Source organism: Arthrobacter pityocampae, from assembly GCF_002927275.1.
In the GTDB taxonomy this organism is placed as follows: domain Bacteria; phylum Actinomycetota; class Actinomycetes; order Actinomycetales; family Micrococcaceae; genus Arthrobacter_D; species Arthrobacter_D pityocampae.
In genome coordinates this window covers 788,935-812,677 of sequence record NZ_PRKW01000001.1, presented here as the reverse complement: position 1 = coordinate 812,677, position 23,743 = coordinate 788,935, and the positions used below count along the sequence as shown (strand labels likewise).

The following is a 23,743-nucleotide window of genomic DNA, read 5'->3' as shown; positions in this document are numbered from 1 at the left end:
GGTCTGCACGCGATCGCGGCGGGCCGGGGTCAGTCGCTGGCGCAGCTGGCGATCGCGTGGGTGCTGCGGGAGCAGTCCCAGGGGGCCCCGGTGACCTCGGCGCTGATCGGGGCCTCCAGTGTCCGTCAGCTCGAGGACAGCCTGGCCGCGATCGATCGCCTGGACTTCACCACCGAGGAACTCCAGGCAATCGATGAGTACGCCGTCGACTCCGACATCAACCTCTGGGCCAACGCCCTCAAAGCCTGATGCTGCGGTTCCGGACCGCCGCGCCGGAGGACTGGCCGGCGATCTGGGCCATCCTGGAGCCCGTGGCCCGCGCCGGCGAGACCTACTGCTGGGACACCACGATGGACGAGGCGGCGGGACGGCTCGAGTGGCTGCCCGGTCCGGCCGGCGCGGACCCGACCCTCACCGTCGTCGTGGCCGAGGACGCGGACACCGGTCGTGTGCTGGGTACGGCGCAGCTGCACGCCAACCGGGGCGGCAACGGCGCCCACGTGGCGAATGCGTCGTTCCTGGTCGCGGCCGACGCCGGCGGGCGGGGTGTGGGGCGCGCCCTCGCCGGCCAAGTGCTGGAGCAGGCGCGGGCCGCGGGCTATACGGCGATGCAGTTCAACGCCGTGGTGGAGACCAACGAACGCGCCGTCGCCCTCTGGGCCTCACTCGGCTTCGGGATCGTCGGCACCGTCCCGGGCGCGTTCCTCCACCCCACGACGGGGCCCACCGGCCTGCACATCATGCACCGCTTCCTGTAGGGGAACCTCCCCACGATCCGGCCCTCGGTGTCCGGGCCCTCTACGGGAGGGCGCCGACCGGGCAGAGCGATCAGTCCGACCAGGAGGCCCTCAGCGCCGGGAACGCCTCCTCGTAGCCGGCGAGAACGCGGGTCGCAGCGTGGAAGGAATCCACGAGGGGGTGCCCCGCGAAGGCGCGCAGGGCGGCATCCCGGTCGCGGTGCACGGCTGCGCGGACAGTATCCTGTTCGACCGCCTTCACCGCGGCCATGAGCCCCAGCTGGTGCGGGGTCGGCGGGGCCGCCGGCAGCGGGCGGGCGCCGTCGGCGTCCACCACGGACGGCACCTCGACGACGGCGTCCGCCGGGAGCTCGGCAAAGGTGGTGCCGTTGCGTACGTTGAGGATCAGCTCCGCGCGGCGTCCGGTCAGCAGCGACCGCATGACCTGGAGCGCCACGCGCTCGTAGCCGCCCCCGGCGAGGTCCGCCTCGTCGCGCTCCTCATCCGCCGGCCGCGCCTCGGCCAGGTAGCCGGACTCCCGTTCCCGCCGCGCGGCCTCCCAGACGCCGAACGGGTCCGCGGAGGCGAGGAGCCGGGGGAAGAGGTCCGCCTGCTGGTCCCGGAGCGTCTCGCCGCGCGTCCGGTCCGCCGCGCGGATGGAGCGCAGGGCCTCACGGTGGAAGTAGTAGTAGAACAGGTACTCGTTGGGTAGCGCACCGAGGACCCGGAGGAGATCCGGACCGAACAGGCGCCCCTCCTCGAAGCCCGCCAGGCGCGGGGCGTCGGTGAGCAGCCCCGGGAGGCGGTCGTGCCCGTCGACGTCGAGCCGGCGCAGCCAGCCCAGGTGGTTCAGGCCCACGTAGTCGACCCCGGTGAGGGACCCGCGGAGGTCCACGCCCGCGGCGCGTGCCGCACGGGTGACCAGGCCCGACGCCGAGTCGCAGATGCCGATCACCCGGGATCCCAGGACCGCGGAGAGCGCCTCCGTGACCATGCCGGCCGGGTTGGTGAAGTTGATCAGCCAGGCGTCGGGTGCGAGGTCCCGCATCAGCGTTGCCACCCGCATCATGTCGGGGATGGACCGGAGGGCGTACGCGATGCCGCCGGCGCCCACGGTCTCCTGGCCGAGCAGCCCGCAGGCCAGGGCCACGCGTTCGTCGAGGATGCGTCCCTCCGCCCCGCCGCTGCGCACCGCGGCGAACACGAGGTCCGCGCCGGGCAGGGCGTCCTCCAGCCGGGCTTCCACCCGGACCGACGGCGCCGGCCGCGCCCCCGACGGCAGGGCACCGAGTACGCGGGCGATCGCGTGCGCGCGGTCCGGCAGCGTGTCCACGAGGACGACGTCGGACACGAGGCCGGCGAACGGTGCGGAGGACAGGGCCCGGTACACCAGCGGTACCCGGAAGCCCCCGCCGCCCACGATGACGAGGGTGGCTCCGCTCATCGGCGCCCGCGGAACAGGACGCGGCGCAGTGCGTACAGTTGCGCGCCGGCAAGGCCCAGGCCGATGGCCCCGCAGGCCAGGACCGGCAGGGAGGTCGTGTACGCGAGGACGAAGGCGAGCGAGACGGCGAAGACCACGGCCGCCACGCCCACCAGGATGCGGGCACCGACGGGCAGCAGCGGTGCGGACCCCGATGGGGGCCGCGGCGACCCCGGGGTGTCCGCGTCCCTGTCCCGGGCCGGGGTCATGGTGTCTCTCTCATGTCCCCAGCCTACGGACAACGGCCCCGATCCTCCCCTCTCCGGGTGATTCTGCACCTTCCAGCTCCCGCAGGCCGCCGACGTCCCGCCGGAGCAGTAAGGTGCCGTACATGGCCCAACAGCACCGCTTCGACCCCCTGGCCGCCACGCGGGGCCCGGACGGACCCGAGTTCGATCTGCTGCTCACCGGCCAGGTGTTCTTCGACATCGTCTTCACGGGGCTGGAGCAGCTCCCGGCACCGGGCACCGAGGTCTGGACCGACGGCATGGGCTCGGGCCCGGGCGGCATCGCGAACCAGGCGATCGCCGCGAGCCGCCTCGGTCTGCGCACCACGCTCGCCGCCGCGTTCGGCGACGACGGCTACGGGCAGTTCAACTGGGACGTCCTGCAGGACCAGGAACACGTGGACCTCTCCCGTTCGCGCGTGTTCGGGCAGTGGCACTCCCCGGTCACGGTCTCCCTCTCGGTGCATCAGGACCGGTCCATGGTGACGCACGGCCATGCGGCACCGCTGCGCGCCAGCGACCTCATCGGGGCGCCGCCGTCGTGCCGTGCAGCCGTCGTCGGCGTGGAGCGGGACATCGAGCCGTGGGCGGAGACCGCAGCGGCCGGCGGCACGAAACTGTTCGGCGCCGTGGGGTGGGACCCGGACGGGGAATGGGCGCCCGAGACGCTCGCCTCACTGGACCACTTCTACGCGTTCATGCCGAACGCCGTCGAAGCCATGGCGTACACGCGCACCGACGATCCGTGGGCCGCGCTGTACGCGCTGGCGGACCGGGTGCCGGTCGCCGTCGTCACCGCGGGCCAGCACGGGGCGATCGCCATCGACTCCCTCACGGGGGAGGAGGAGTGGATGCCCGCCCTGCCCGTGGCCGCCCACGATCCCACGGGTGCCGGCGACTGCTTCAGCGCAGCCTTCGTCATGGCCGACCTCGCGGGCTTCCGGCTCGCCGACCGCCTGAGCTTCGCGAACCTGTGCGCCTCGCTGTCCGTGCAGCACGTCGGCGGCTCGCTGGCCGCACCCGGGTGGGGCGACATCGCGGACTGGTGGCATCGGGTCAGCGCGGGTCGCAATGCCGAGCAGAAGCAGTGGCGCCGCCGCTACGCGTTCCTGGAGGACCTGGTGACCGACGTCCCGGGCGAGGCATCGCGCAGGGCGACGGCGACGATCGCCCGGCACTCCGACGCCTCCCCGTCGATCCGCCCCTGTGAGGGCAGCGAGGCCATGCCGGACCCGCTGTGACCGCGCCTCACAGGCGTCCCGCCGTCGCCAGGGCCGGTGCCACCGGGGGAGGCGCCGACTCCACGGAGCGCGTCGCATGGGCTGCGAGCCGGATCGCCACGGCGCCGAGGGCCGCACCCGCGGCGACGTCGACCACATAGTGCCAGCCGAAATAGACGGTGGCGAGGGCGGTGAGCAGCAGGTAGGCCCACAGTGCAGCCCGGATCACCCGCGGCAGGCGGAGCAGATGCGCCATGAGGGCAGCCGAGAAGACCACGGAGACGTGCAGGGAGGCGAAGGCCGCGATCCCGTGCACGGACTGGGTGGCGTGGGGGTCGGACAGGACGCTGACCCGGTTCCGGTAGAGGGATTCCTGCAGTGCGGTGACAGCGGTGTCCGGCAGGTCCGTGAAGTGCCGCGGCTCGACGTAGATGGGCCCCAGGGACGGCAGGGCGTAGTAGCTCAGCGCTCCGAGGATCCAGTTGAAGGACAGCGCGGTGACGTACCAGGCGCCCTGCGAGAGCTTGCGGGACCAGACGAGCGCGGCCGCGACGGACACGGGCACGAAGATGAGGTAGGACACGTAGACGGCGGACAGCACGTGGGCGCTCGCCCCCGTGCCGAGGACCTGCTGGAGTACGTCGCCGGGTTGGAGACCGCCGAGGAGCCAGCGGTCGCTCGCCTGCAGGAGCGGGTCCGTCACACGGTCGCGGATGAACGGCAGGAAGCTCTTCATGTTGCGGTACGAGACGTACGCCAGATAGAAGGTCAGCAGGCCCACGGAGATCGCGACGAGCCGCTCCTTCGGCCAGCGCCGACGGAGTTCCGCGACCGCTGCGGGCACCACGCGCCCCGGGGCGGTCCGGCGGCGCAGCACGGAGGGGGTCATGTCCACCAGGACCAGGGCCGCCAGGAGCAGGGGCAGGCGGACGTAGCTCGGTCCGAGGAACCCCTCGGGGTCACGCAGCGGCAACCCCGAGGCGACGGCCACGAGGGCGGTGAGCACGGCGAACGCAGCCGTCACGGCGAAGGGGATGCGGAACAGTCCGGAGGGGGTGTGCCCCGTCATCGGGGGCGAAGACTTCATCAGACAGTTCTAATGCATCAGAGCGCCCTTCATCTTCCGGCACTCCGTCCAGGACATGGTTGCCTCTCGGGGAGGGCCGGTCAGCCCCGCAGCGCCGCAGCCTCACCGAGCCACCGCGCGTAGCGGGCCCATGGGTCCTCGACCCCTGCAGCGAGACCGCGGACATGCTCCTCGAGATCTCGGGACGCGGTGAACCACTCGGAGCGGCCGAGCCGCGAGGCGGCGAACTCCCGGTGGCGCCGGTGCTCCGTGAGCCGGTCTCCCCGCTCGAATGCCAGGAGCTCGTCGTGCCACAGGCGGGCCAGCCGCTGCCGGGGGTTCGCCGTCGTGCCGATCTTGATGCGGTCCCCGAAGCGCAAGTAGTACACGATGTCCACACGGGGCGGCGGCAGGCCGTCGTCGAGGACGTCACCCACCGGCCACTCGCAGGCAGCGCACACCCAGGCGGAGGGATACCGCACACCCAGGCGCGAGCCACAGGCACGGCAGGCGCCGGGCAGGACGTCGGTCACCCCGTACTCGGCCGCCACCCAGTCTCCGATCACCGCGGCGTGGGCCCGGCAGACCGGGGCGGGCGCGTCGACCAGGGCTCCACCGCAGCGCCGCCCGTCCTCCCCCCGGAGGCCACAGGTCTGACGGTCCTGCACCTGATCGAACATGTCTTCGATTCTTCCCGGCGGTGCCGCCCGGCGCAAGCCCGCCGTCCTGCGCCCCTCCGGCGGCGGACGTGCAGGCGGGACTGGCAGAATGGGCCGGGTGACTTTCCCCGAACGCGCCGCAGAGATCGACCTCGATGCGCTGCGGCACAACATCCGCCACCTCCGCGACGTCGCCCACCCGGCACGCGTGATGGCCGTCGTGAAGGCCGACGCCTACGGTCACGGCGCGCTGCCGGTGGCCCGCGCCGCGCTCGAGGCGGGAGCGGCGTGGCTCGGGGTGGCCCACGTCAGCGAGGGCGTCGCCCTGAGGAGGGCCGGCATCGAGGCGCCCATCCTTGCCTGGCTGCACACCGCACGGACCGACTTCACCGCCGGCGTGGAGCACGGACTGGACCTGGGCATCTCCGGGTGGGAGCTGGAGCACGTCGCCGCCGCGGCGCGCGAACTCGAGCGTCCCGCCATCGTGCACCTGAAGATCGACACCGGGCTGGGCCGCAACGGCTGCCCGCCGGAGCAGTGGGAGGCACTGCTGGCCCGCGCCGTCGCCCACCAGGAGGAAGGCCTCATCCGCGTCGTCGGGATCTTCTCCCACCTGGCCGTCGCCGACGAGCCCGCCCGGCCCGAGACCGACCTGCAGGTCCAGGCGTTCCGCGCCGCCGTCACCGCCGCCGAGAACGCCGGGATCGACGTCGAGGTGCGGCACCTCGCGAACACCCCCGCCACCTTCTCGCGGCCCGACTGCCACTTCGACCTGGTGCGCGTTGGCCTGGGCATCTACGGGCTCTCGCCCTTCGCCGACCAGGCGTCCGAGGACCTGGGGCTGCGCCCGGTCATGACGTTCAGCACCACGGTCGCGAACTGCAAGGAGGTGCCTGCGGGCCAGGGCGTCTCCTACGGGTACGCCTACCGCACCCGCAAGCCCACGACGCTGGGGCTCGTCCCCGTCGGGTACGCGGACGGCGTCCCGCGTATCGCCACCGGGGCGCCGGTCCTGGTGGGCGGGCGCGTCTACCCCGTGGTCGGCCGGATCGCCATGGACCAGTGCGTCATCGACTTCGGTACCACCGGGCTGGTGGGCACCCCGGCGAGCCCCCTGGGTGAACGCGCCGTCCTGTTCGGCGGCAGCGACGCACCGCCCGTCGAGGACTGGGCCGCCGCCGCGCAGACCATCAACTACGAGATCGTCACCCGTATCAGCGACCGCGTGGAACGGGTCTACACCTCCCGGGAGGGCGGCGATGGCACCGGCTCCTGAGTGGTCGGCATCGTACGACGTCGGTTCGGCCGCCGAGCTGCAGGCGCTCGCCGCCGGGCTCTCCCGACACCTGCGAGCCGGGGACCTGCTGGTTCTCACGGGTGAGCTGGGGGCGGGCAAGACCACGTTCACCCAGGGGCTCGGGCGCGGCCTGGCCGTCGAGGACCGCATCATCTCGCCCACCTTCGTCCTCGTCCGCCAGCACCGCCCCCGCGACGGCCGGCCCGGCCTCGTCCACGTGGACGCCTACCGCCTCGAGAGCGCGGCCGCCGTCGACGACCTCGACCTCGAGGCCACCCTCGACGCCAACGTCACGGTCGTCGAGTGGGGCGCTGGACGCGTGGAGCACCTGGCCGAGAGCTGGCTCCGCGTGGACATCACCCGGCCGCTCGGCGGCAGCGGGCCGGCCGGAGTCGGCATCGTCACGGACTTCGACGACGACGGCGAGGACGAGGTGCGCACTGTCACGCTGTCGGGTGCCGGTCCGCGGTGGCACGGCGAGCCGCCCGCGCTGGTGCTCGACTAGGCTTGTCGGGTGCTTCTCCTCGCCCTCGACACCTCCGCCGCGGCCACCGTCGCGCTCCTGCACGACGACGTCGTCGTCGGCCGGTTCGCCAGTGCCGACACCCGCTCCCACGCGGAGGTCCTCGCCCCGGCAGTGCACCGGATCCTGTCCGAGGCCGGGGTGGCGGGGGCTGACCTCGACGGCGTCGTCGCCGGCGTCGGACCGGGGCCGTTCACGGGTCTGCGGGCCGGGCTCGTCACCGCCCGGACTCTCGCCTTCGTATGGGGTGTGCCCCTGCACGGGGTCATGAGCCTGGACGCCCTGGCCCATGACGCCGCAGCGGGCGGCGCTGTGGCGGCGGGCAGCAGGTTCCTCGTGGGGACGGACGCGCGCCGGGGCGAGGTGTACTGGGCGCCATACCGGGCGTCGCCCGAGCCCGGTGCCCTCCCCGACCTCCTCGACGGTCCGCACGTGGGCGCCGCCGCCACGCTCCCCGCGGGACTGCCGCTCGTCGGACGTGCCGCGGGCCTGTACCCCGACGCCGTGGACGGCGTACCGGCCTTCGCGGCAGCGGACCCGGACGCCGCATCCCTCGCGCGCGTGGCCCGCCTGCGGCTGCTCGCCGGCGTTCCCCTGCGGGACACCGCGCCGCTGTACCTCCGCGAATCGGACGCGCAGGTGCCCGGGCCGCGGAAGCGGGCGACGGCGTGAGCTTCCTGCTGCGGGACCTGGCCTTCGAGGACATCGAGACGATCGGCCGGCTCGAGAACGAGCTGTTCCCCACCGACGCCTGGCCGCTGGAGATGTTCTACACGGAGTTCTTCCAGCCGGACACCCGGCGCTACCTCGTCGCCGAGGTGGACGGCGAGGCCGTCGGCTATGCCGGTCTCATGGTGATCGACACGACGGCGGACATCCAGACCATCGGCGTCCTCCCGCGCTTCGAGGGCCGGGGCATCGGACGGGCCCTGCTCACGGAACTGCTCGGGGAGGCACGACGGCGCGGCGCCGACACCGTGATGCTCGAGGTCCGGGCCGACAACCCCCGGGCCCAGGGCCTGTACACGCGGTTCGGGTTCCGGCAGATCCACACCCGCAAGAAGTACTACCGCGACGGCGTCGACGCCTGGGTGATGCGTCTGGTCCTGGCCGCGAACGGAGAAGGGACATCATGAGAACCGCCCGCCCCCTGGTGCTCGGCATCGAATCCTCCTGCGACGAGACCGGCGTGGGGATCGTTCGCGGCACCGAGCTGCTGACCAACACCGTGTCCTCCTCGATGGACGAGCACGTCCGCTTCGGCGGCGTCATCCCGGAGATCGCCTCGCGCGCCCACCTCGAGGCCTTCGTGCCCACCCTCCGGGCGGCGCTGGACGACGCCGACGTCACGCTCGACGAGCTCGACGCGATCGCCGTCACCGCGGGCCCCGGGCTCTCCGGTGCCCTCATGGTCGGCGTCTCGGCGGCGAAGGCGCTCGCCGTGGCCACCGGCAAGCCGCTCTACGCGATCAACCACCTCGTGGCGCACGTCGGGGTCGGCATGGTCGGCGGCACGTTCAGCGACGGCCTGCCGCCGAATCTCGGCGCGTTGCTCGTCTCGGGAGGGCACACCGAGATCCTCCGCGTCATCGACATCGCGAAGGACGTCGAACTGCTCGGGTCCACCATCGACGACGCCGCCGGTGAGGCCTACGACAAGACCGCCCGGATCCTGGGCCTCGGGTATCCGGGCGGCCCGGCCATCGACCGCCTCGCGCAGCAGGGTGATCCCACAGCCATCCGTTTTCCACGCGGCCTGTCGCAGCCCAAGTACATGGGCACGGCCGAGCAGCCCGGGCCCCACCGCTACGACTGGTCCTTCAGCGGCCTGAAGACCGCCGTCGCCCGCTCGGTGGAGCAGTACGAAGCCGCAGGCCTGGAGGTGCCGGTGGCGGACATCGCGGCGTCCTTCCAGGAGGCCGTCGTGGACATCATCACGTCGAAAGCCGTCCTCGCCTGCCGCGAGCACGGGATCACCACGCTGCTGCTGGGTGGGGGAGTGGCCGCCAACCGGCGGCTCCGTGAGCTGACCGCCGAGAGGTGCGAGGCCGCCGGCATCACGCTGACGGTCCCGGCGCCCTCGCTGTGCACCGATAACGGCGCCATGGTCGCCGCGCTCGGAGCGCAGATCGTCCTGGACGGGGGCAGCCCGAGCGGCATCGCCTTCGGGACCGATCCATCACTCCCCGTCACGAGCATTACGCTCGCCAGCGCATAAGTCTGCTGATTGCTAGACAAACTAGCTTTACATCCCCCTAGTCGACAGCTAGATTAGGGGGAGGTCAAGAAAACGGCCTGCTCCTTTCTGACCTGAAGGTCAAGCCATGACATCCACAGCCCAGACGTCGTCCACTTCCGCTCGTATCGATGACGATGCAGCCCCTGAACTCCCCATTGACAATGGCACCGCTCTCGACGCATGGCCCGGGATGGCGACCGGCCACGCCTCCCCGGTCCGCCAGCCGGCCGAGCCGCTCGTGCTGCCCTACGATTTCACGGGTGTCACCACGCGCCAGCTCCGCCGCTGGGTCAACCAGATGTACCGGGTGCTCGACGCCGACTTCCCGCCGTACGGCGCCCAGGAGGACTACGAGCGCCTCGCGGACGAGCTGGAGCGTCGCATCGCCGATGCACGCGAGAACTCGGGCGGAGCGGAGCGTCCCGGCGCCTTCCGCGACAATCCCATGAACCAGCGCTTCGAGCTCTTCCAGGATGGGATGCTCGCGGGCTACGTCTCCTACTCCCTGCGGGCCGGCACGCTGCGGCTGCACCGCACGGTGGTCGCAGCGGCCTTCGAGGGCGCCGGACTGGAGGGTGTCATCATCCGCAAGGTCCTGCTCGACGCCCACAAGCGCCGGCTTGCCGCCCTGCCGTACTGCGAGCAGGTGCAGGCCTTCCTGGCGGACAACCCCCAGTACCGCAGCCTCGTCATGAGCTAGACCGGACGGCCTGTGGAACGCGCGAGCGGCCGGCCACGATGCGGCTGCCGTTCCCTCCGCGTCCGCACGGCCGGTGCCGTAGGGTTCAGGAGGGAAGGTCTCCGACGCTGGTGTACTTCCGCCGCCAGTCGAGGCCTTCCTCTCCGCCGTACAGGGTCCAGTACTCCCGGCCCGAGGTGATGACGCCGCCGGACACGGTCCAGATCGATACGACGCGGAAGATCCCGACGTCCTCCTGCGGCACCTGCACCTCGGACACCACCACCTCGCCGGCGTCGTAGACCTCGAGCACGTCGATGCTCCAGCCGTTCCTGCGCTCCGAGTTCACCGCAACCATGTTGTCCCTGCCGCGGATGATCTCGCGGGTCACGGGCCAGAACACCGTCACGTCCTCGGCGAGCGTCTGCCCGACGGCAGCCCAGTTCCTGCTCCACACCGACGACCAGTACCGCCGGACAACCTCGGTAGATTCCATGCACCGATGCTACCGGCGGCCTCCGGGTTTCAGTCCCGTATGCCTGGACGGCCGGGGATCGACCGCCGCGTGCACTGCTCCGGGCGGACCCAGGCACTGCGGGCGAGGGAGAATTCGACCCACTGCGCGAGGACCGCCGTGCTGGTCCAGGCCATTGCGAAGCCCCGGACGGTCTGCCGGGAGCCGTCCGGGTACTCGAGGTCCACCCAGAGTGCAGGGGCGGGGGACACGGAGTCCGTGATCCCCCGGGTCGGCGGCTCGAGCTGGATCGGGGGAACGAACTGGTGCGTCGTCGGTGGGAGTCCGTGCCACCCGGCCGCCCTAGCCACGCAGGCCTGCGCGACGGCCGGCGCTCGGTGTGGGCTCGTGCATACGCCCAGTCTACGAGGGCGCCACGGGCGCGGGCGCGGGCCCGTGGCTGTCGCCGGCTGCGGGCCGCGTCGGGTGCCTGTTCAGGACGCGTGCGAGGGGTGCGGTGCCAGGGTCCGACGCCGGCAGCGCGAGGCGTCCACCCAGGCCTCGCGTGCACGGGAGTACTCGATCCACTGCGCCCGCACCATGGTGCCCGTCCAGGCCATCGCGAATCCCTTCATGGTGCGCCGGCTCCCGTCGGGATAGTCGAGTTCCACCCAGAGGGCGGGGGAGCGGGTCGGCTCGACGACGTCGCCGTCGGGTGCCTCGAGCTGGAGCGGAGGGACGTACCGGTCCTCACTGGGTGGGATGCCATGCCATCCCGGTCGCTGTGCCATGGGCCGAGAGTATGCCGCGGAGCCGACACACGGGATGACAGGCGGCAGGTGTGCACGCCATCGGTGACCCATTCCGCGCCGCGCCGTGAATCGCTAGGATGGTCGCGACAACGGCACCCCCAGCGCAGGTCATCCGCGTGGCAGGGAGGCCCGCGCCACACCGTTCAACCACGACGTGAGGTACCCACCTGCTATGACGAAGGATCATCTGCTGAACATCAGTGTCGCTGCCGCGGACAAGGAGGACGTCCAGTTCGAGCTCGACCGGGCCGATCTGGTCCTGCAGGAGGCAGTGGTCGAGGCGATCACGCAGGGGGAGGACATCACGGCTGTCGCCGAGGTGGCGGAACTCCCGGTGGACGAGGTGGTGAAACTCGCCGCCGGCGTCGATCCCGCATCGGCACTGCCCCTCTGACGGGGCGCGCCCGTCACCATCGAGCCCTCCGCGAGGTGCAGTGTCGTGGGCGTCCTCTGAGGCGGGACCCTGCCGCCGGCCGGGGGCGCGCCGCCCCCGGCCGGGCGCCTACAGGCCGAGCGATTCCAGGACGGGCAGTTCTGCGCGGACCCGGGACTTCGCCTCGGCCGCAGTCGGCGAGGCCACGGCGATCCCGGCGATGCGCTGCGCGTCGGCCAGGGTGACGCTGTTCAGTACGGCACCCACCCCGGCGAGGGCCCGCGGTGTCATGGACAGCGTCGAGATGCCGAGTCCCACGAGGACGACGGCGAGCGCGGGGTCCGCCGCGGCCTCGCCGCACACCCCGACGGGCTTCGCGTGCCCTTCGGCTGCGGAGCCGTCCACCGTCAGCTTCACCATGCGGAGGACGGCGGGCTGCCAGGAGTTGTTGAGCGCGGCGAGGGAGCCGAGCTGCCGGTCGGCGGCCATCGTGTACTGCGTGAGGTCGTTGGTCCCCAGGCTCGCGAAGGACACCTCGCCGAGGATCGACTCCGCCATGACGGCCGCCGAGGGGACCTCGACCATCACGCCCGGCGTCTGGAGGCCGGCGTTGCTGCACAGCTTCGCGAAGTCCGCGGCCTCCTCCGCCGTGGAGATCATCGGCGCCATGACCCAGACGTCCGCGCTCGACTGGGCGGCGGCGTCCGCGATGGCCTTCAGCTGCCGTTCCAGGACGCCCGGCGAGGTCAGGTCGGTGCGGTAGCCGCGGACCCCGAGCGCAGGATTGGGTTCCGAGGTGTCGGTGAGGAAGGGCAGCGGCTTGTCCGCGCCGGCGTCGAGCGTGCGGACCACCACCTTCCTGCCGGGGAAGGCATCGAAGACGCCCTTGTAGGCCTCGACCTGCTCCTGGGCGGTCGGCTCCGTATCGCGTCCGAGGAAGCAGAACTCCGTCCGGAGCAGGCCCACGCCCTGGGCCTTCGCCTCGGCGGCCTTGACGGCGTCGGCCGCCCCGCCGACGTTGGCCAGCAATGGCACCTCGTGCCCATCGGCCGTCACGCCCACGCCGTCGAACACGGCGAGCGCGGCCGCTGCGGTCGCGTAGGCCTCGGCCGCTGCTTCCTCCTCGGCGCCGGGCCGGAGGCTGAGGGTCCCTGCGGCGCCGTCCACGAAGACGGGGGTGCCCTCGTCGATGTCGTCCACGCCGGAGGCGGCTACGACGGCGGGCAGTCCGAGGGCGCGCGCGATGATGGCGGTGTGGGACTGCGGGCCGCCGCCGGAGGTGACGAGGGCGAGGACCACGGCGGGGTCGAGGGTGGCGGTGTCCGCAGGGGCGAGGTCCTCGGCGACGAGGATGAAGGGCGTGTCGGAGGACGGGATGCCCGGCGCGGGGAGTCCGCGCAGTTCCGCCACGATGCGCGAGCGCACATCGAGGACATCGGCGGTGCGCTCGGCCATGTAGCCGCCGAGATTGTGCAGCATCTCGGCCACGGAGGCGCCCGCCTCCCAGACGGCCCGGGCGGGGGAGGCGCCGTTGTTGATGAGCTTCGTCGCGGACTTCAGCAGCAGGGGATCCGTCGCCATCAGCGAAGTGGCCTGCAGGACGGCCTTGGCGTCGCCCTTGGCGATGCCGGCCCTGCGCTTGAGCTCCTCCTGCACGGTCTTCGCCGCGGCTTTGAGGGCGGCGACGGACTCCTCCGGAGTGTCGGTATCGTGGCGCTCGCCGGCGGGGGGTTCCCCGACGGACGGCGGCATGTGCCGGACCGGGCCGATCACGCGTCCGGGGCTGACCCCGACACCTGCGAAATTCTCCATTGAACGTCCTCGTTTCCTTGCCGGTGGATCTGGGTCCAACACCATTGTGGCGCGCAGGACAATTGTAGGTTGTGACCCAGTTCATATAACGCTGCTATAGCTGCTACGCTAGCAGCCATGAAAAAGGGAGGCGAACCGGCGCCGAAGGCCAGGCTGCTCCGGGCTGCCGCGGCACTGCTCGCGGAGTCCAACGGAGAGCCTGTCTCGACGCGCCAGATCACCGAGGCCGCCCGCGTGACCGCTCCCACCCTGTATCACCACTTCGGGGACAAGGAGGGACTCTTCGACGCCGTCGTCGCCGAGGGTTTCTCGGAGTACCTGGAGGCGGAGCGGAGCATTCCGACGTCGGGTCAGCCGGTCGAGGACCTCCGCCGCCACTGGGACAACCATGTGCGGTTCGGCCTCGATCACGCGCACCTGTACACGGTGATGTTCGGGAACATCAGGCCCGAGCGTCGGCCCACCATGGTCGCCAGCGCGGAGGCGTTCCTGGAGGAGGTGCTGGCGCGGGCGGCCGCGGCGTCCCGTCTCGTCGTCTCGCCGCACGAAGCCGCGCGCAGCATGCTGGCCGCCAACATCGGCGTCACCCTCATGCTGATCGCGGAGCCCGCAGCGAAGCGGAACCTCGAACTCTCCGCGATGACGCGCGAGGCGGTCATCTCGGCAGTGGCCACGGACTCGGAGTCCGATCCCGTGACCGACACCGAGGGGACGCCGTCCGTGGTGGTGGCGGCGATCGCCCTCAATGCAGCACTGCAGGTCTCGCACCCCGATCAGCTCTCCAGTTCGGAGCTGAAGCTCTTCCTCGAATGGCTCCAGAGAATATCCAGCCGCTCCGGAAGCTGACGCTTCCCGACGACGCCACCCCTCCGCAACGCTGCGGAGCCGACGGTTAGGAATGAATGTGGCAACACAACTAGAAGCAAGGTCCGGCACGAGTGCCCGGGTCCGTGTCCAGAAGTTCGGGACGTTCCTGTCCGGGATGATCATGCCCAACATCGGCGCGTTCATCGCCTGGGGGATCGTCACCGCGCTGTTCATCGAGAAGGGCTGGTTGCCCGTCCCGCAGCTCGGCGGGTACGGCGAGACGGACGGCGTCGCGAACGTCGGGCTCGTCGGACCGATGATCACCTACCTGCTGCCGCTCCTGATCGCCTACACGGGCGGCCGGATGGTGTACGACGTCCGCGGCGGCGTGGTCGGCTCGATCGCCACGATGGGCGTGATCGTCGGTGCCGGCATCCCCATGTTCATCGGTGCCATGATCATGGGGCCGCTCGGCGGGTGGACCATGAAGCGGATCGACGCGATCTGGGAGAACCGGATCAAGCCCGGCTTCGAGATGCTCGTCAACAACTTCTCGGCCGGGATCTGGGGCGCCGTGCTGGCGCTGGTCGGTTTCTTCGCTGTCTCGCCGCTGGTCCTCTCCTTTACCACCGGGGCGGGCAACGCGGTCCAGTGGCTCGTCGACAACGGGCTGCTGCCGCTGACGAGCATCTTCATCGAACCGGCGAAGGTCCTCTTCCTCAACAATGCCATCAACCACGGCGTACTCACCCCGCTCGGCGTCCAGCAGTCGCTCGAGGAGGGCAAGTCCATCCTCTTCCTGCTGGAGGCGAACCCCGGCCCGGGGCTCGGCATCCTGCTGGCGTACTCGTTCTTCGGCCGCGGCATCGCCAAGGCCTCCGCTCCGGGCGCCGCCATCATCCAGTTCTTCGGCGGTATCCACGAGATCTACTTCCCCTACGTCCTGATGCGCCCGCTGCTGATCCTCGCCGCGATCGCCGGCGGCATGACCGGTGTCGCCACGCTGAGCATCACGAATGCCGGCCTGGTGGCCCCAGCGGCTCCCGGATCGATCATCGCGGTCCTCGCCCAGACCGCCCGGGACAGCTACTTCGGCGTCACACTGTCCGTTGTCCTGGCCACCGCGGTGTCCTTCCTCGTCGCATCGGTCATCCTGAAGTCCGGCAAGGACCAGGAGGAGGATCTCGCGGCAGCCGCCGCCAGGATGGAGAGCCTCAAGGGCAAGAAGAGCTCCGTGGCCGGGAACTTCCGTTCCGGGCCGGCCACCGACGGCCCCATCCGCACCATCGTGTTCGCCTGCGACGCGGGAATGGGTTCCTCGGCCATGGGCGCCTCCGTCCTCCGCAACAAGATCCGGGCGGCCGGGTTCCCGGACGTCAAGGTCACCAACCTCGCCATCTCCAGCCTGAAGGACGACTACGACGTCGTCATCACGCACCAGGATCTCGCCGACCGGGCCGAGCCCCTGACGCAGAGCGCGACGCACGTGGCCGTGGACAACTTCATGAACAGCCCGCGCTACGACGAGATCGTCGACCTCATCCGGGCCGGCGAGACGGCCGATGCCGGCGTCGACCCGAAGGATCCGGCACCCGCCGCCGCAGCTTCCGCGGCGGTCATGTCCGACGACGGCGCCACCGACGCGGGGGATGTCCTCGCGGAGGAGAGCGTCGTGCTGAACGGCACCGCCACCTCGCAGGAGGACGCCATCGACGAGGCCGGGCAGCTGCTGGTCGCGCGCGGTGCCGTCGACTCCACCTACGTCGCAGCGATGCACGAACGGGAGCGGTCGGTCCCCACCTACATGGGGAACTTCCTCGCGATCCCGCACGGCACCAATGCTGCCAAGGACCTCATCAAGCGCTCGGCCGTGTCGATCGTGCGCTACCCCGAGGGCATTGACTGGAACGGCAAGCAGGTCAAGTTCGTGGTCGGCGTCGCCGGCCGCAACAACGAGCACCTGTCCATCCTGTCCGCGATCGCCCGCGTCTTCTCGGACAAGGCCCAGGTCGCCAGGCTCGACGAGGCGACCACGGTGGACGAGGTCCTCGCCCTCTTCGGAAAGGTGAACGCCTCGTGAAAGCAGTGCATTTCGGTGCCGGCAACATCGGCCGCGGCTTCGTGGGGCTCCTGCTTCACGAAGCCGGCTACGAGGTGGTCTTCGCGGACGTCGCGGACGCCCTGATCGACCAGCTCGCCTCGACCCCGAGCTACGACGTCCACGAGGTCGGTGATGAACCGGCCGTGAAGACGGTGGACAACTACCGTGCCTTGAACTCACGCTCCCAGGAGGAAAAGGTCATCGCGGAGATCGCCGACGCGGACATCGTCACCACGGCGGTGGGACCGAACGTCCTGCGTTTCCTCGCGCCGGTCATCGCCCAGGGGATCGCCCGCCGCGGGGAGGATCTGGCCCCGCTGCAGGTCATGGCCTGCGAGAACGCCATCAACGCCACGGACATCCTGCGCGATGAGGTCGAGCAGGCCTACGGCGGCGCTGCCTCCGACCTCGCGGCACGGGCAGTCTTCGCCAATACGGCGGTGGACCGCATCGTCCCGAACCAGGCAGCCGGACAGGGCCTCGATGTCACGGTGGAGACGTTCTTCGAGTGGGTCATCGACCGCACGCCGTTCGAGGGCAGTGCGCCCGAGATCCCCGGGGCCACGTACGTCGACGACCTCGAGCCGTACATCGAGCGGAAGCTGTTCACCGTCAACACGGGCCACGCGGCCGCGGCCTATTTCGGGTCCACAGCAGGTGCCGAGAAGATCGCGGACGCCATGGCCGACGACGCCGTCGCCGCCAGGGTGCGGGCGGTGCTCGACGAGACGAAGCAGCTGCTCGTGGCGAAGCACGGGTTCGACCCCGCGGAGCAGGAGGCCTACGTCCAGAAGATCCTGCGGCGCTTCACGAACCAGCACCTCCCCGACACCGTGGTGCGCGTGGGCAGGGCGCCGCTGCGGAAGCTGAGCCGCAGGGAGCGCTTCGTCGGGCCGGCCGCCGAACTGGCCGAGCACGGCACGCACCCGGCCGCGCTGCTCGAGGCGATGCGGGCGGCGCTCTCCTTCTCGGCACCCGATGATCCCGAGGCGGTCGCCCTCGCCGAGATCCTGGCCACCCAGGATCCCGACACGGCGACGACGTCGATCACCGGGCTGGAGGCGGAGCACCCCCTGTTCGGCGCGGTGCGCGACCTGATCGCCGAGCATCCCGTGGGGTCGCTCGCGGGATAGGGCGGACTCGATCGCGGCATCCGAAGGGAGCAGCTCCGGCTGCTCCCTTCGTCCGTCCGCCGTCGTCGCCGGGTGACAGCCACTAACCTGCCATAGTGCCCGGTGCAAGACCGTGCGACTCCGTCGGCGGGAACTGCGGGCACCGCGGCGGGCGGCCTACGCTCGGACCATGGAGCAGCCGACCGAGAAGCATCACCTGAAGGACCTTGGCAACGCCGAGGAGACCGATCCCACGGCGGAGGACGCGGTGGAGCTCGGCTCCGACGTCGCGCCGTCGCCATCTCCCGACGCGCCGCCCGCGCCCGAAACGCTCGCCGGGAGGGTGGGCCTCGAGGGATCAGCGGACAGCCCGACGGGGGATGACCGCTTCACCGGAGGCTCGCGCTGAGCTGGGGCCGCAGGGAGTAGCCGATTTAATCGCGAGGGGGTCGGTCTTCGGCCCGCCGACGTCGAACATGGAGGACGAGGTACGCACTCAGGCCGAGCACCACAAGGGCCAGGGGGATGGCCCCGGGTTCACTGTCCGCACGGATCTGCGCAACCATGAGGGCCACCCCGACGATCACCAGCAGTAACGGCGCCAGCCTCCTCATGCCCGGCCCCTCAGGAAGCATCGGATCATGACGGCTCGTCGGCGCTGATGACCCGGTCGGAGACAGGCTGGGGGAGGGCCTCCTCGTCCACCCACTCCAGCAGGTCTCCCGGCTGGCAGTCGAGGACCCTGCACATGGCCTCCAGCGTGCTGAACCGGACCGCCTTGGCTCGACCGTTCTTCAGGACGGCGACGTTCGCCGGGGTCAGACCGACGCGATCGGCGAACTCCCCGACGCTCATCTTCCGTCGGGCGAGCTCCACGTCGATGCGGACCACGATCGGCATCAGATCACCTCGTCGAGCTCGGTACGAAGGGTGCGCGCCTCGACATCGCGTGCCACTGCCTGCTTCAGCAAGGCCTTCAGTACCAACACGATCAGGGCGACAGCTGCCAGCATGACCGCGACCCCACCGATCAGCAGGACCACTCCCGGCGCCACCGCCTCCCCGGGGGCGAGCGCAATGCCGAGCCCGAAGGTCAACAGTGAAGCGGCCGTGAACGCACCGATCACCACATGGACCAGACGGAAAGCGCTGGTCGAGAACACTGTTCCCCGCCGCACCATCGTCAGCAGCCCCCACACGCAGACCACCGCGACCTGGCCCGCGAGGATCGCCAGGACGGTCAGGATCACCATCGGGATGAGGATCATCGCGACGTCGGGATCCGCCGCTCCGACATCCAGGGTCAGCAGGAGAAGCACCACCACCTGGATGACGATCGATCCTGCGAACATCAGCGCCAGGACGACGCGCAACGCGGCCACCGTCAGTCTTCCCATGTCTTTCCTTCTTCCTGAATAGTGACAGCAAGCTATCGCTATTCGATATAAAACACAAGGACTTCGATCGGATGAGGTGGTTCGCCCGGCGGGAGGTCCGGTCCCGACCTCTCCTCGTACCGAGGGCGATCCTCGACAGGACCGCGACTTCTGCCAGGGGTGACGACTGCTCGGTACGCCCCTACAGTCGTGAGCGACTGCCCTCCTCGCCTGATTCCGCCTACCCGTTCCCGACGGCCGGGTGGCTCGACGGCGGTGGGAGATTCGCCGTCGTCCTGGTGGGCAGTTCGAGCTGCCCTGCGGTCCCTTCATCCATCGAGGTCCCCGACCCGCACACCGGGAGGCTCGGCCTCGATCGGCAGAAGTCCGACGTCTGCTCGGCCGACATGGCACCACGCACCTATGTCATCGGTACACCCACCGACGTCGACCGCACGCAGGACGTGACGCTCGAGTACGGCGACTCGGTCGTGATCCTGCCGGCCCTCTGATCGACGGCGCGAGCTCAGGTCGACGCCTGACCGGAAACACACCGCGGCCTTGGTCCGAATCACGTTCTCGACGACCCGAATCCCCGAGCACAGGCCTTCTACCGCACGCACGGGTTCGAACCTGACGGGACCGGGAAGGTGGAGGACGACCTCGAGGAGATCCACCCGACGCGCATCGGTGAGCGGATCCGCGCGTGACAGCAATGACTCCCAGGGCTCAATCGCCGAAGGTGAACATCGTGACGGGCGACGCAACAGCCCCCAAAGCCCGATAGAACGCCAGCGCGTGCCTGTCATCGTCGTCGGCCGGAACGAAGACCTCGTGGATGCCTTCAGCCGCGGCGGCCGCCCGTAGGTCGGCTATGAGGCGCCTCGCGACGCCCCGCCGCCGATGGTCCTGCCGCACGGCGAGGTCGTAGATGAACACCTCCGACGACGGCGACCGCGTCATCGGCAGCGTGTGTGCAGTCAGGCCGCCTACGAGATCCGGGCCTGCGAATGCTGCGAGAGCCCAGAATCCCTCTCGCCCCAGGAGATCATTGAGGTAGTCATCGCCGAGCGGCTCGTAGTCCTCCTCGAAGACCAGCGCCATCATCTCGAACATGGTCCTCGCAGCAGGGATGTCCTTCCGGGTGAGGCGCCTGATCTCGAGTTCCGTCACGGCAGCACCGTCCCATCCTCCGGCTGGTCGCCGAGGGGTCTTCGCATGGCGACACGATGCCATGCATCCAGTCCTACAGCTGCTTCATGGTCCCGCACCGCCCGCAGGCCCGGGGTGAGGCGCTCCGGCGCGACGATGGCGAAGCCCAGACGAGCGTAGTAGGGAGCGTTCCAGGGCACATCGGCGAAGGTCGTGAGCGTCAGCGCCGAACAGCCCTGCTGCCTGTCGGGCAGTGACGCAAGATCGTCGACCGAGGCGGAACGGATCATGACGCCATTAAAGCTCAATTGCTCGTCCGGGACGCCGGATCATCGGTGTCCCCGATCACCGGGACCCGGTTGATCCCAGATCGTTCCGTGGCAGGACGGACCGGTCAGGCGTCGGGTCCTGCTGACATCCTGCGGCTTCCGTCCTACCCTGTGAGCGTGGACGATGTGCTGGATGAGGGTCCGTTCTTCCACGGGACGAAGGCGAACGTGAGTGTGGGTGATCTGCTCATGCCGGGTTTCCGGTCGAACTACCGGCCCGGGATGGTGATGAATCACATCTACTTCACCGCGTTGCAGGATGGCGCGGGGCTGGCGGCAGAGCTGGCAGCGGGCGAGGGTGCGCCGCGCGTGTTCGCTGTCGAGCCGACGGGACCATTCGAGAACGATCCGAATGTGACGGACAAGAGGTTTCCCGGGAACCCCACCCGGTCCTATCGCAGCTCCGCCCCTCTCCGCGTCGTCGAAGAGATCACAGGCTGGACACGGCTGACACCGGAGGCCCTTCAGTCCTGGAAGGACCGCGTGGCCGCGATCCTGGTCGATGAGCAGGCCGAGATCATCAATTGACCCTGCCCTGCACAGCTCGTGGACCGCGCCGATCCATCGTCAGGCGCCGATGTGGCTCGTACCCGGATTCGACCGCCTGATGGACGGTATCAGCGAGGCATACTCACGCCGCGCAGTGGAATACAGCGACCTCTTCGGCTCCATGCACGCCGTGCATCCCTCCGACCGTCAGCTCGTCGCCGACTGGGCCGACGACGTCGAGGGTCCCGTCATCGACGCGGGGTGCGGACCGGGGCATTGGACGAGCTTCCTGGCCGATCGAGGACTTGCCGCCCGCGGCGTGGATCTGGTGCCCCAGTTCATCGACAGAGCGCGCACCGCCTATCCGGGGGTGTCGTTCGAGGTCGGCAGTCTCGACGCACTCGACGTCGACACCGGCACGGTAGGCGGAGTTCTCTCCTGGTACTCACTCATCCACCACGACCCCAGCAGCATCAGTAGCCCGCTCCTGGAGTTCCACCGTGTTCTGAGTCCTGGCGGTACCCTGCTCCTCGGCTTCTTCGAAAGTCCCGACATCGAGCAGTTCGACCATGCCGTGGCCCCGGCATACCGCTGGCCGGTCGGTGGCCTCACCAAAGCGCTGGCGTCTGCCGGCTTCGACGTGATCGAGGCCCACACCCGAAGGACCAAGGATCAGCGGCCCCAAGCGGCCATTATTGCCCGACGACGAAGTACCTCTTCGTCGGGCGCTCGGCCTGCGCCGGCGCCCTCACGACAGCCAGTAGGGTGAGCCACTATGCCGATCAATCTTGTGCGCCTGGAGCCCCGTGACGACGACCATGAGGCGTTGGTGGACTTCATGACGCGCAACGAGTTCCCGTTCCACAGCACCCCACGCCCTACACGCCAAGCGATCGAAGCTGCCATCGCCGGCGGCGCGTACCGGGACGAGGACAACGACTCCTTCTGGATCGAGCACACCGAGCACGGCCGCATCGGGTTCGCCCGTGTCGAGGATCTCCAGGATCCGACCCCGATGTTCGATCTGCGCCTCGATGGAGAGTTCCGGGGACGAGGCCTTGGATCCGACATTCTGCGGGTACTCACGCGGCATGTCTTCACGACACGGCCGGGGACTGATCGGTTCGAGGGGCAGACCAGGGAGGACAACATCGCGATGCGCAAGACCTTCCTTCGCTGTGGCTGGGTGAAGGAAGCCCACTACCGCGAAGGGTGGCCGGTCGAGGGCGGTAGCGCCGTCGCGTCGGTCGCCTACGCCATCCTTCGCCGTGACTGGGAGTCCGGGCAGACGACGACGTTCGTGTGGGAGGACCTCACCGACTGAGCGTGGTGCTTGGGTCAGGTCGCGGTCGAACGGACCGCCGGGATCCGTGAGCAGCATCGTGCCTTCAGCCTTCGACGCCTATGTCCGCGTCCTGCGCCCCTCGACGGTCACCCAATATCACCGGAAAGAGCGGGGTGACCCTCAGGAGGACTATTCGGAGGGGCCCTGGGCCTGGGCGCGGGTCGCGGCTCACACAGGAGCGGTCCTTCACCCGCAGTTCTATCGGATCCGGAAACGGGTCCTCAGCACCGGGTCTCGTATCTGGTCAGGAGCACCCCGTCGGGGAACGTGCGGGTCTCCACCAGGGTCAGGTTCACCCAGGCGTCCAGGGCCGTGAAGAACGGGGTTCCGCCGCCCACCAGGACCGGGTGGGTGACGATCGCATACTCGTCGATCAGCCCGGCTCGCATGGCCGCCCCGGCGAGGGTGGCGCCGAGGATGTCCATGGGACCGCGGTCGTCGGCCTTGAGTCGGCGGATCTCGGTGACTGCGTCGCTGGTGACGAGGCGGGCATTCCACTCGACAGCTCGGGCCCTTGAGGAGAACACCACCTTCGGCATGTCCAGCCAGCGGCGGGCGAATTCGATTTCCGCCGGTGTGGCATCCGGCTGCTGGCCCGCGGTCGGCCAGTGGGAGCTCATCGTCTCCCACAGTCTCCGCCCGTACAGCGCCAGGCCCGTCGCCTCCACCCGGTCGGACCACCACTGGAACAGCTCATCGCTGGGCACGCTCCAGCCGAGATCGTCCCCGGGCGCGGCGATGTAACCGTCCAGGCTCACGTTCATGCCGTACGTCAGTTTTCGCATGGGCTCAGCCTCCCGCGGGTCGGTGGTCGTGTACAGACCACCGCGGCGCAGGGGTGTCATCGCGGTCACCCGACGGACCGCTGAGATCCTTGACGAAGAACAGCGATTCCCCGTGAAGGGCATCCCGTTCCACCCGAGCAGTCTCGACGAACCCGAGTTTGGCCATCACCGCACGGGAAGCGCTGTTCCAGTCACGGACGGTGGCCCACAGGCGTCGGTGGCCCAGCTCCTCGGCCCACCGCATCACAGCCTGCGATGCCTCGGTCGCATACCCCTGGCCCCACACTCCGCGGAGAAGTTCGAAGGCCAATTCCGGTTCGCCGTCCTGTCCGTGGTTGTTGGCAAGCAGACCGCAGTAGCCGAAGACATCACCGGAGCCTCGTCGCTCCACGGCCAGAAGGCCCAGGGAGGCATCCGGGCCGTCACGACGGATGCCGTCCTCGATCTCCTCCAGAGTGGGACGGCCCTCAGCATCGATCCGACGATGCGGGGGGACCCGGGGATCACGCTCCGTCCAGAGCCTGCGCTGCACCGCAGCATCCGACACGCGCCAGCGCCGCAGCACGAGCCGGTCCGTCTCCAGAACGACCACGCCTGCACCACGACATGTCTGGTCCATGGCGACGATTATGCCGGAACCACAGGCGTCTTCGCGTCAGTGGAATC

At 70.0% G+C, this 23,743-nt stretch carries 32 protein-coding genes; 18 read left to right on the top strand and 14 right to left on the bottom strand.

Annotated features, from left to right (window positions below):
- Together C4K88_RS03850 and C4K88_RS03845 are read left to right on the top strand one after the other, a co-directional pair.
- Window positions 1–249 (top strand): aldo/keto reductase (locus tag C4K88_RS03850; protein ID WP_174705204.1); only part of this gene is annotated, 249 nt, incomplete at its 5' end.
- A complete protein-coding gene (locus C4K88_RS03845) occupies window positions 249–758 on the top strand; it encodes a GNAT family N-acetyltransferase (RefSeq protein WP_104120258.1) in 510 nt (169 codons plus the stop codon). The genes C4K88_RS03850 and C4K88_RS03845, both read left to right, overlap by 1 nt.
- 70 nt (window positions 759–828) lie before the next feature.
- On the opposite strand, the gene C4K88_RS03840 is transcribed toward C4K88_RS03845, so the two are convergent.
- Window positions 829–2,181 (bottom strand): 6-phospho-beta-glucosidase, encoded by a 1,353-nt coding sequence (locus C4K88_RS03840; RefSeq protein ID WP_104120257.1) that lies wholly within the window; start codon window positions 2,179–2,181, stop codon window positions 829–831.
- Window positions 2,178–2,429: a hypothetical protein gene (locus C4K88_RS03835; protein ID WP_104120256.1), complete on the bottom strand. Its 252-nt coding sequence runs from the start codon at window positions 2,427–2,429 to the stop codon at window positions 2,178–2,180. The genes C4K88_RS03840 and C4K88_RS03835 overlap by 4 nt, the downstream gene beginning before the upstream one ends.
- Before the next feature lie 122 nt (window positions 2,430–2,551).
- Here C4K88_RS03835 and C4K88_RS03830 point away from each other — a divergent pair, with 122 nt between their 5' ends.
- On the top strand, window positions 2,552–3,688 hold the full coding sequence (locus C4K88_RS03830; RefSeq protein ID WP_104120255.1) for a PfkB family carbohydrate kinase: 1,137 nt from the start codon (window positions 2,552–2,554) through the stop codon (window positions 3,686–3,688).
- A gap of 7 nt (window positions 3,689–3,695) precedes the next feature.
- Here the strand turns inward: C4K88_RS03830 and C4K88_RS03825 are convergent, their stop codons facing one another.
- The gene (locus C4K88_RS03825) at window positions 3,696–4,754 is read right to left on the bottom strand and encodes a phosphatase PAP2 family protein (RefSeq protein WP_104120254.1); all 1,059 of its coding nucleotides are present in this window, start codon (window positions 4,752–4,754) and stop codon (window positions 3,696–3,698) included.
- An 80-nt stretch (window positions 4,755–4,834) separates the two neighbouring features.
- The gene (locus tag C4K88_RS03820; RefSeq protein ID WP_241521681.1) at window positions 4,835–5,413 is read right to left on the bottom strand and encodes a GIY-YIG nuclease family protein; all 579 of its coding nucleotides are present in this window, start codon (window positions 5,411–5,413) and stop codon (window positions 4,835–4,837) included.
- A gap of 88 nt (window positions 5,414–5,501) precedes the next feature.
- Here C4K88_RS03820 and alr point away from each other — a divergent pair, with 88 nt between their 5' ends.
- The 6 genes from alr (at window position 5,502) to C4K88_RS03790 (ending at window position 10,151) form a co-directional block, all read left to right on the top strand.
- Window positions 5,502–6,668 (top strand): alanine racemase, encoded by a 1,167-nt coding sequence (gene alr / locus C4K88_RS03815; protein WP_104120253.1) that lies wholly within the window; start codon window positions 5,502–5,504, stop codon window positions 6,666–6,668.
- Window positions 6,652–7,194 (top strand): tRNA (adenosine(37)-N6)-threonylcarbamoyltransferase complex ATPase subunit type 1 TsaE, encoded by a 543-nt coding sequence (tsaE, locus tag C4K88_RS03810; protein WP_104120252.1) that lies wholly within the window; start codon window positions 6,652–6,654, stop codon window positions 7,192–7,194. The genes alr and tsaE overlap by 17 nt, the downstream gene beginning before the upstream one ends.
- A 9-nt stretch (window positions 7,195–7,203) precedes the next feature.
- Window positions 7,204–7,884, top strand: a complete 681-nt coding sequence (gene tsaB / locus C4K88_RS03805) for a tRNA (adenosine(37)-N6)-threonylcarbamoyltransferase complex dimerization subunit type 1 TsaB (protein WP_104120251.1) — start codon at window positions 7,204–7,206, stop codon at window positions 7,882–7,884.
- Window positions 7,881–8,348, top strand: a complete 468-nt coding sequence (gene rimI / locus C4K88_RS03800; protein ID WP_104120250.1) for a ribosomal protein S18-alanine N-acetyltransferase — start codon at window positions 7,881–7,883, stop codon at window positions 8,346–8,348. Before tsaB ends, rimI begins: the two co-directional genes overlap by 4 nt.
- Window positions 8,345–9,430, top strand: coding sequence for a tRNA (adenosine(37)-N6)-threonylcarbamoyltransferase complex transferase subunit TsaD (gene tsaD / locus C4K88_RS03795; protein WP_104120249.1), 1,086 nt, complete (start codon window positions 8,345–8,347; stop codon window positions 9,428–9,430). The genes rimI and tsaD overlap by 4 nt, the downstream gene beginning before the upstream one ends.
- A 106-nt stretch (window positions 9,431–9,536) precedes the next feature.
- A complete protein-coding gene (locus tag C4K88_RS03790; RefSeq protein WP_104120248.1) occupies window positions 9,537–10,151 on the top strand; it encodes a GNAT family N-acetyltransferase in 615 nt (204 codons plus the stop codon).
- A gap of 85 nt (window positions 10,152–10,236) precedes the next feature.
- Here C4K88_RS03790 and C4K88_RS03785 read toward each other — a convergent pair whose 3' ends face one another.
- The 3 genes from C4K88_RS03785 to C4K88_RS03775 all read right to left on the bottom strand — a co-directional run bounded on the left by C4K88_RS03785 (window position 10,237) and on the right by C4K88_RS03775 (window position 11,375).
- Window positions 10,237–10,626, bottom strand: a complete 390-nt coding sequence (locus C4K88_RS03785; RefSeq protein WP_104120247.1) for a nuclear transport factor 2 family protein — start codon at window positions 10,624–10,626, stop codon at window positions 10,237–10,239.
- Between the two features lie 29 nt (window positions 10,627–10,655).
- Complete coding sequence (locus C4K88_RS03780; RefSeq protein WP_104120246.1) at window positions 10,656–10,955, bottom strand: hypothetical protein; 300 nt, start codon at window positions 10,953–10,955, stop codon at window positions 10,656–10,658.
- A gap of 123 nt (window positions 10,956–11,078) precedes the next feature.
- Complete coding sequence (locus C4K88_RS03775; protein WP_104120245.1) at window positions 11,079–11,375, bottom strand: hypothetical protein; 297 nt, start codon at window positions 11,373–11,375, stop codon at window positions 11,079–11,081.
- A gap of 193 nt (window positions 11,376–11,568) precedes the next feature.
- Between C4K88_RS03775 and C4K88_RS03770 the strand changes: the two genes are divergently transcribed.
- On the top strand, window positions 11,569–11,790 hold the full coding sequence (locus C4K88_RS03770) for a hypothetical protein (RefSeq protein WP_104120244.1): 222 nt from the start codon (window positions 11,569–11,571) through the stop codon (window positions 11,788–11,790).
- A gap of 108 nt (window positions 11,791–11,898) precedes the next feature.
- Here the strand turns inward: C4K88_RS03770 and ptsP are convergent, their stop codons facing one another.
- Window positions 11,899–13,581, bottom strand: a complete 1,683-nt coding sequence (gene ptsP, locus C4K88_RS03765; RefSeq protein WP_104120243.1) for a phosphoenolpyruvate--protein phosphotransferase — start codon at window positions 13,579–13,581, stop codon at window positions 11,899–11,901.
- 117 nt (window positions 13,582–13,698) lie between these two features.
- Here ptsP and C4K88_RS03760 point away from each other — a divergent pair, with 117 nt between their 5' ends.
- The 4 genes from C4K88_RS03760 to C4K88_RS03745 all read left to right on the top strand — a co-directional run bounded on the left by C4K88_RS03760 (window position 13,699) and on the right by C4K88_RS03745 (window position 18,010).
- On the top strand, window positions 13,699–14,427 hold the full coding sequence (locus tag C4K88_RS03760) for a TetR/AcrR family transcriptional regulator (RefSeq protein WP_104120242.1): 729 nt from the start codon (window positions 13,699–13,701) through the stop codon (window positions 14,425–14,427).
- Between the two features lie 58 nt (window positions 14,428–14,485).
- Entirely contained in the window at window positions 14,486–16,468 is a 1,983-nt protein-coding gene (locus C4K88_RS03755) for a PTS mannitol transporter subunit IICBA (protein WP_104120241.1), read from the top strand.
- The gene (locus tag C4K88_RS03750) at window positions 16,465–17,622 is read left to right on the top strand and encodes a mannitol-1-phosphate 5-dehydrogenase (RefSeq protein ID WP_104120240.1); all 1,158 of its coding nucleotides are present in this window, start codon (window positions 16,465–16,467) and stop codon (window positions 17,620–17,622) included. The genes C4K88_RS03755 and C4K88_RS03750 overlap by 4 nt, the downstream gene beginning before the upstream one ends.
- A gap of 169 nt (window positions 17,623–17,791) precedes the next feature.
- Window positions 17,792–18,010, top strand: coding sequence for a hypothetical protein (locus C4K88_RS03745; RefSeq protein WP_104120239.1), 219 nt, complete (start codon window positions 17,792–17,794; stop codon window positions 18,008–18,010).
- Window positions 18,011–18,240: 230 nt separating this feature from the next.
- Here C4K88_RS03745 and C4K88_RS03735 read toward each other — a convergent pair whose 3' ends face one another.
- Together C4K88_RS03735 and C4K88_RS03730 are read right to left on the bottom strand one after the other, a co-directional pair.
- Window positions 18,241–18,501, bottom strand: coding sequence for a helix-turn-helix domain-containing protein (locus C4K88_RS03735; protein WP_104120237.1), 261 nt, complete (start codon window positions 18,499–18,501; stop codon window positions 18,241–18,243).
- On the bottom strand, window positions 18,501–18,983 hold the full coding sequence (locus C4K88_RS03730; RefSeq protein WP_306418599.1) for a DUF2975 domain-containing protein: 483 nt from the start codon (window positions 18,981–18,983) through the stop codon (window positions 18,501–18,503). The genes C4K88_RS03735 and C4K88_RS03730 overlap by 1 nt, the downstream gene beginning before the upstream one ends.
- An 86-nt stretch (window positions 18,984–19,069) precedes the next feature.
- Here C4K88_RS03730 and C4K88_RS03725 point away from each other — a divergent pair, with 86 nt between their 5' ends.
- A complete protein-coding gene (locus C4K88_RS03725; protein WP_104120235.1) occupies window positions 19,070–19,489 on the top strand; it encodes a hypothetical protein in 420 nt (139 codons plus the stop codon).
- Between the two features lie 217 nt (window positions 19,490–19,706).
- Here the strand turns inward: C4K88_RS03725 and C4K88_RS03720 are convergent, their stop codons facing one another.
- Together C4K88_RS03720 and C4K88_RS03715 are read right to left on the bottom strand one after the other, a co-directional pair.
- Window positions 19,707–20,150: a GNAT family N-acetyltransferase gene (locus tag C4K88_RS03720; RefSeq protein ID WP_167398958.1), complete on the bottom strand. Its 444-nt coding sequence runs from the start codon at window positions 20,148–20,150 to the stop codon at window positions 19,707–19,709.
- Entirely contained in the window at window positions 20,147–20,419 is a 273-nt protein-coding gene (locus tag C4K88_RS03715) for a GNAT family N-acetyltransferase (RefSeq protein ID WP_206604336.1), read from the bottom strand. Before C4K88_RS03715 ends, C4K88_RS03720 begins: the two co-directional genes overlap by 4 nt.
- Before the next feature lie 156 nt (window positions 20,420–20,575).
- Between C4K88_RS03715 and arr the strand changes: the two genes are divergently transcribed.
- The 3 genes from arr to C4K88_RS03700 all read left to right on the top strand — a co-directional run bounded on the left by arr (window position 20,576) and on the right by C4K88_RS03700 (window position 22,271).
- A complete protein-coding gene (gene arr, locus C4K88_RS03710) occupies window positions 20,576–20,986 on the top strand; it encodes an NAD(+)--rifampin ADP-ribosyltransferase (protein ID WP_104120331.1) in 411 nt (136 codons plus the stop codon).
- A 115-nt stretch (window positions 20,987–21,101) separates the two neighbouring features.
- Window positions 21,102–21,716, top strand: coding sequence for a class I SAM-dependent methyltransferase (locus tag C4K88_RS03705; protein ID WP_306418598.1), 615 nt, complete (start codon window positions 21,102–21,104; stop codon window positions 21,714–21,716).
- A gap of 6 nt (window positions 21,717–21,722) precedes the next feature.
- Entirely contained in the window at window positions 21,723–22,271 is a 549-nt protein-coding gene (locus tag C4K88_RS03700) for a GNAT family N-acetyltransferase (RefSeq protein ID WP_104120233.1), read from the top strand.
- Between the two features lie 242 nt (window positions 22,272–22,513).
- Here the strand turns inward: C4K88_RS03700 and C4K88_RS03695 are convergent, their stop codons facing one another.
- Window positions 22,514–23,077 (bottom strand): dihydrofolate reductase family protein, encoded by a 564-nt coding sequence (locus tag C4K88_RS03695; protein WP_104120329.1) that lies wholly within the window; start codon window positions 23,075–23,077, stop codon window positions 22,514–22,516.
- A gap of 4 nt (window positions 23,078–23,081) precedes the next feature.
- Window positions 23,082–23,696, bottom strand: coding sequence for a GNAT family N-acetyltransferase (locus C4K88_RS03690; RefSeq protein ID WP_104120232.1), 615 nt, complete (start codon window positions 23,694–23,696; stop codon window positions 23,082–23,084).
- Between the last annotated feature and the right edge of the window lie 47 nt (window positions 23,697–23,743).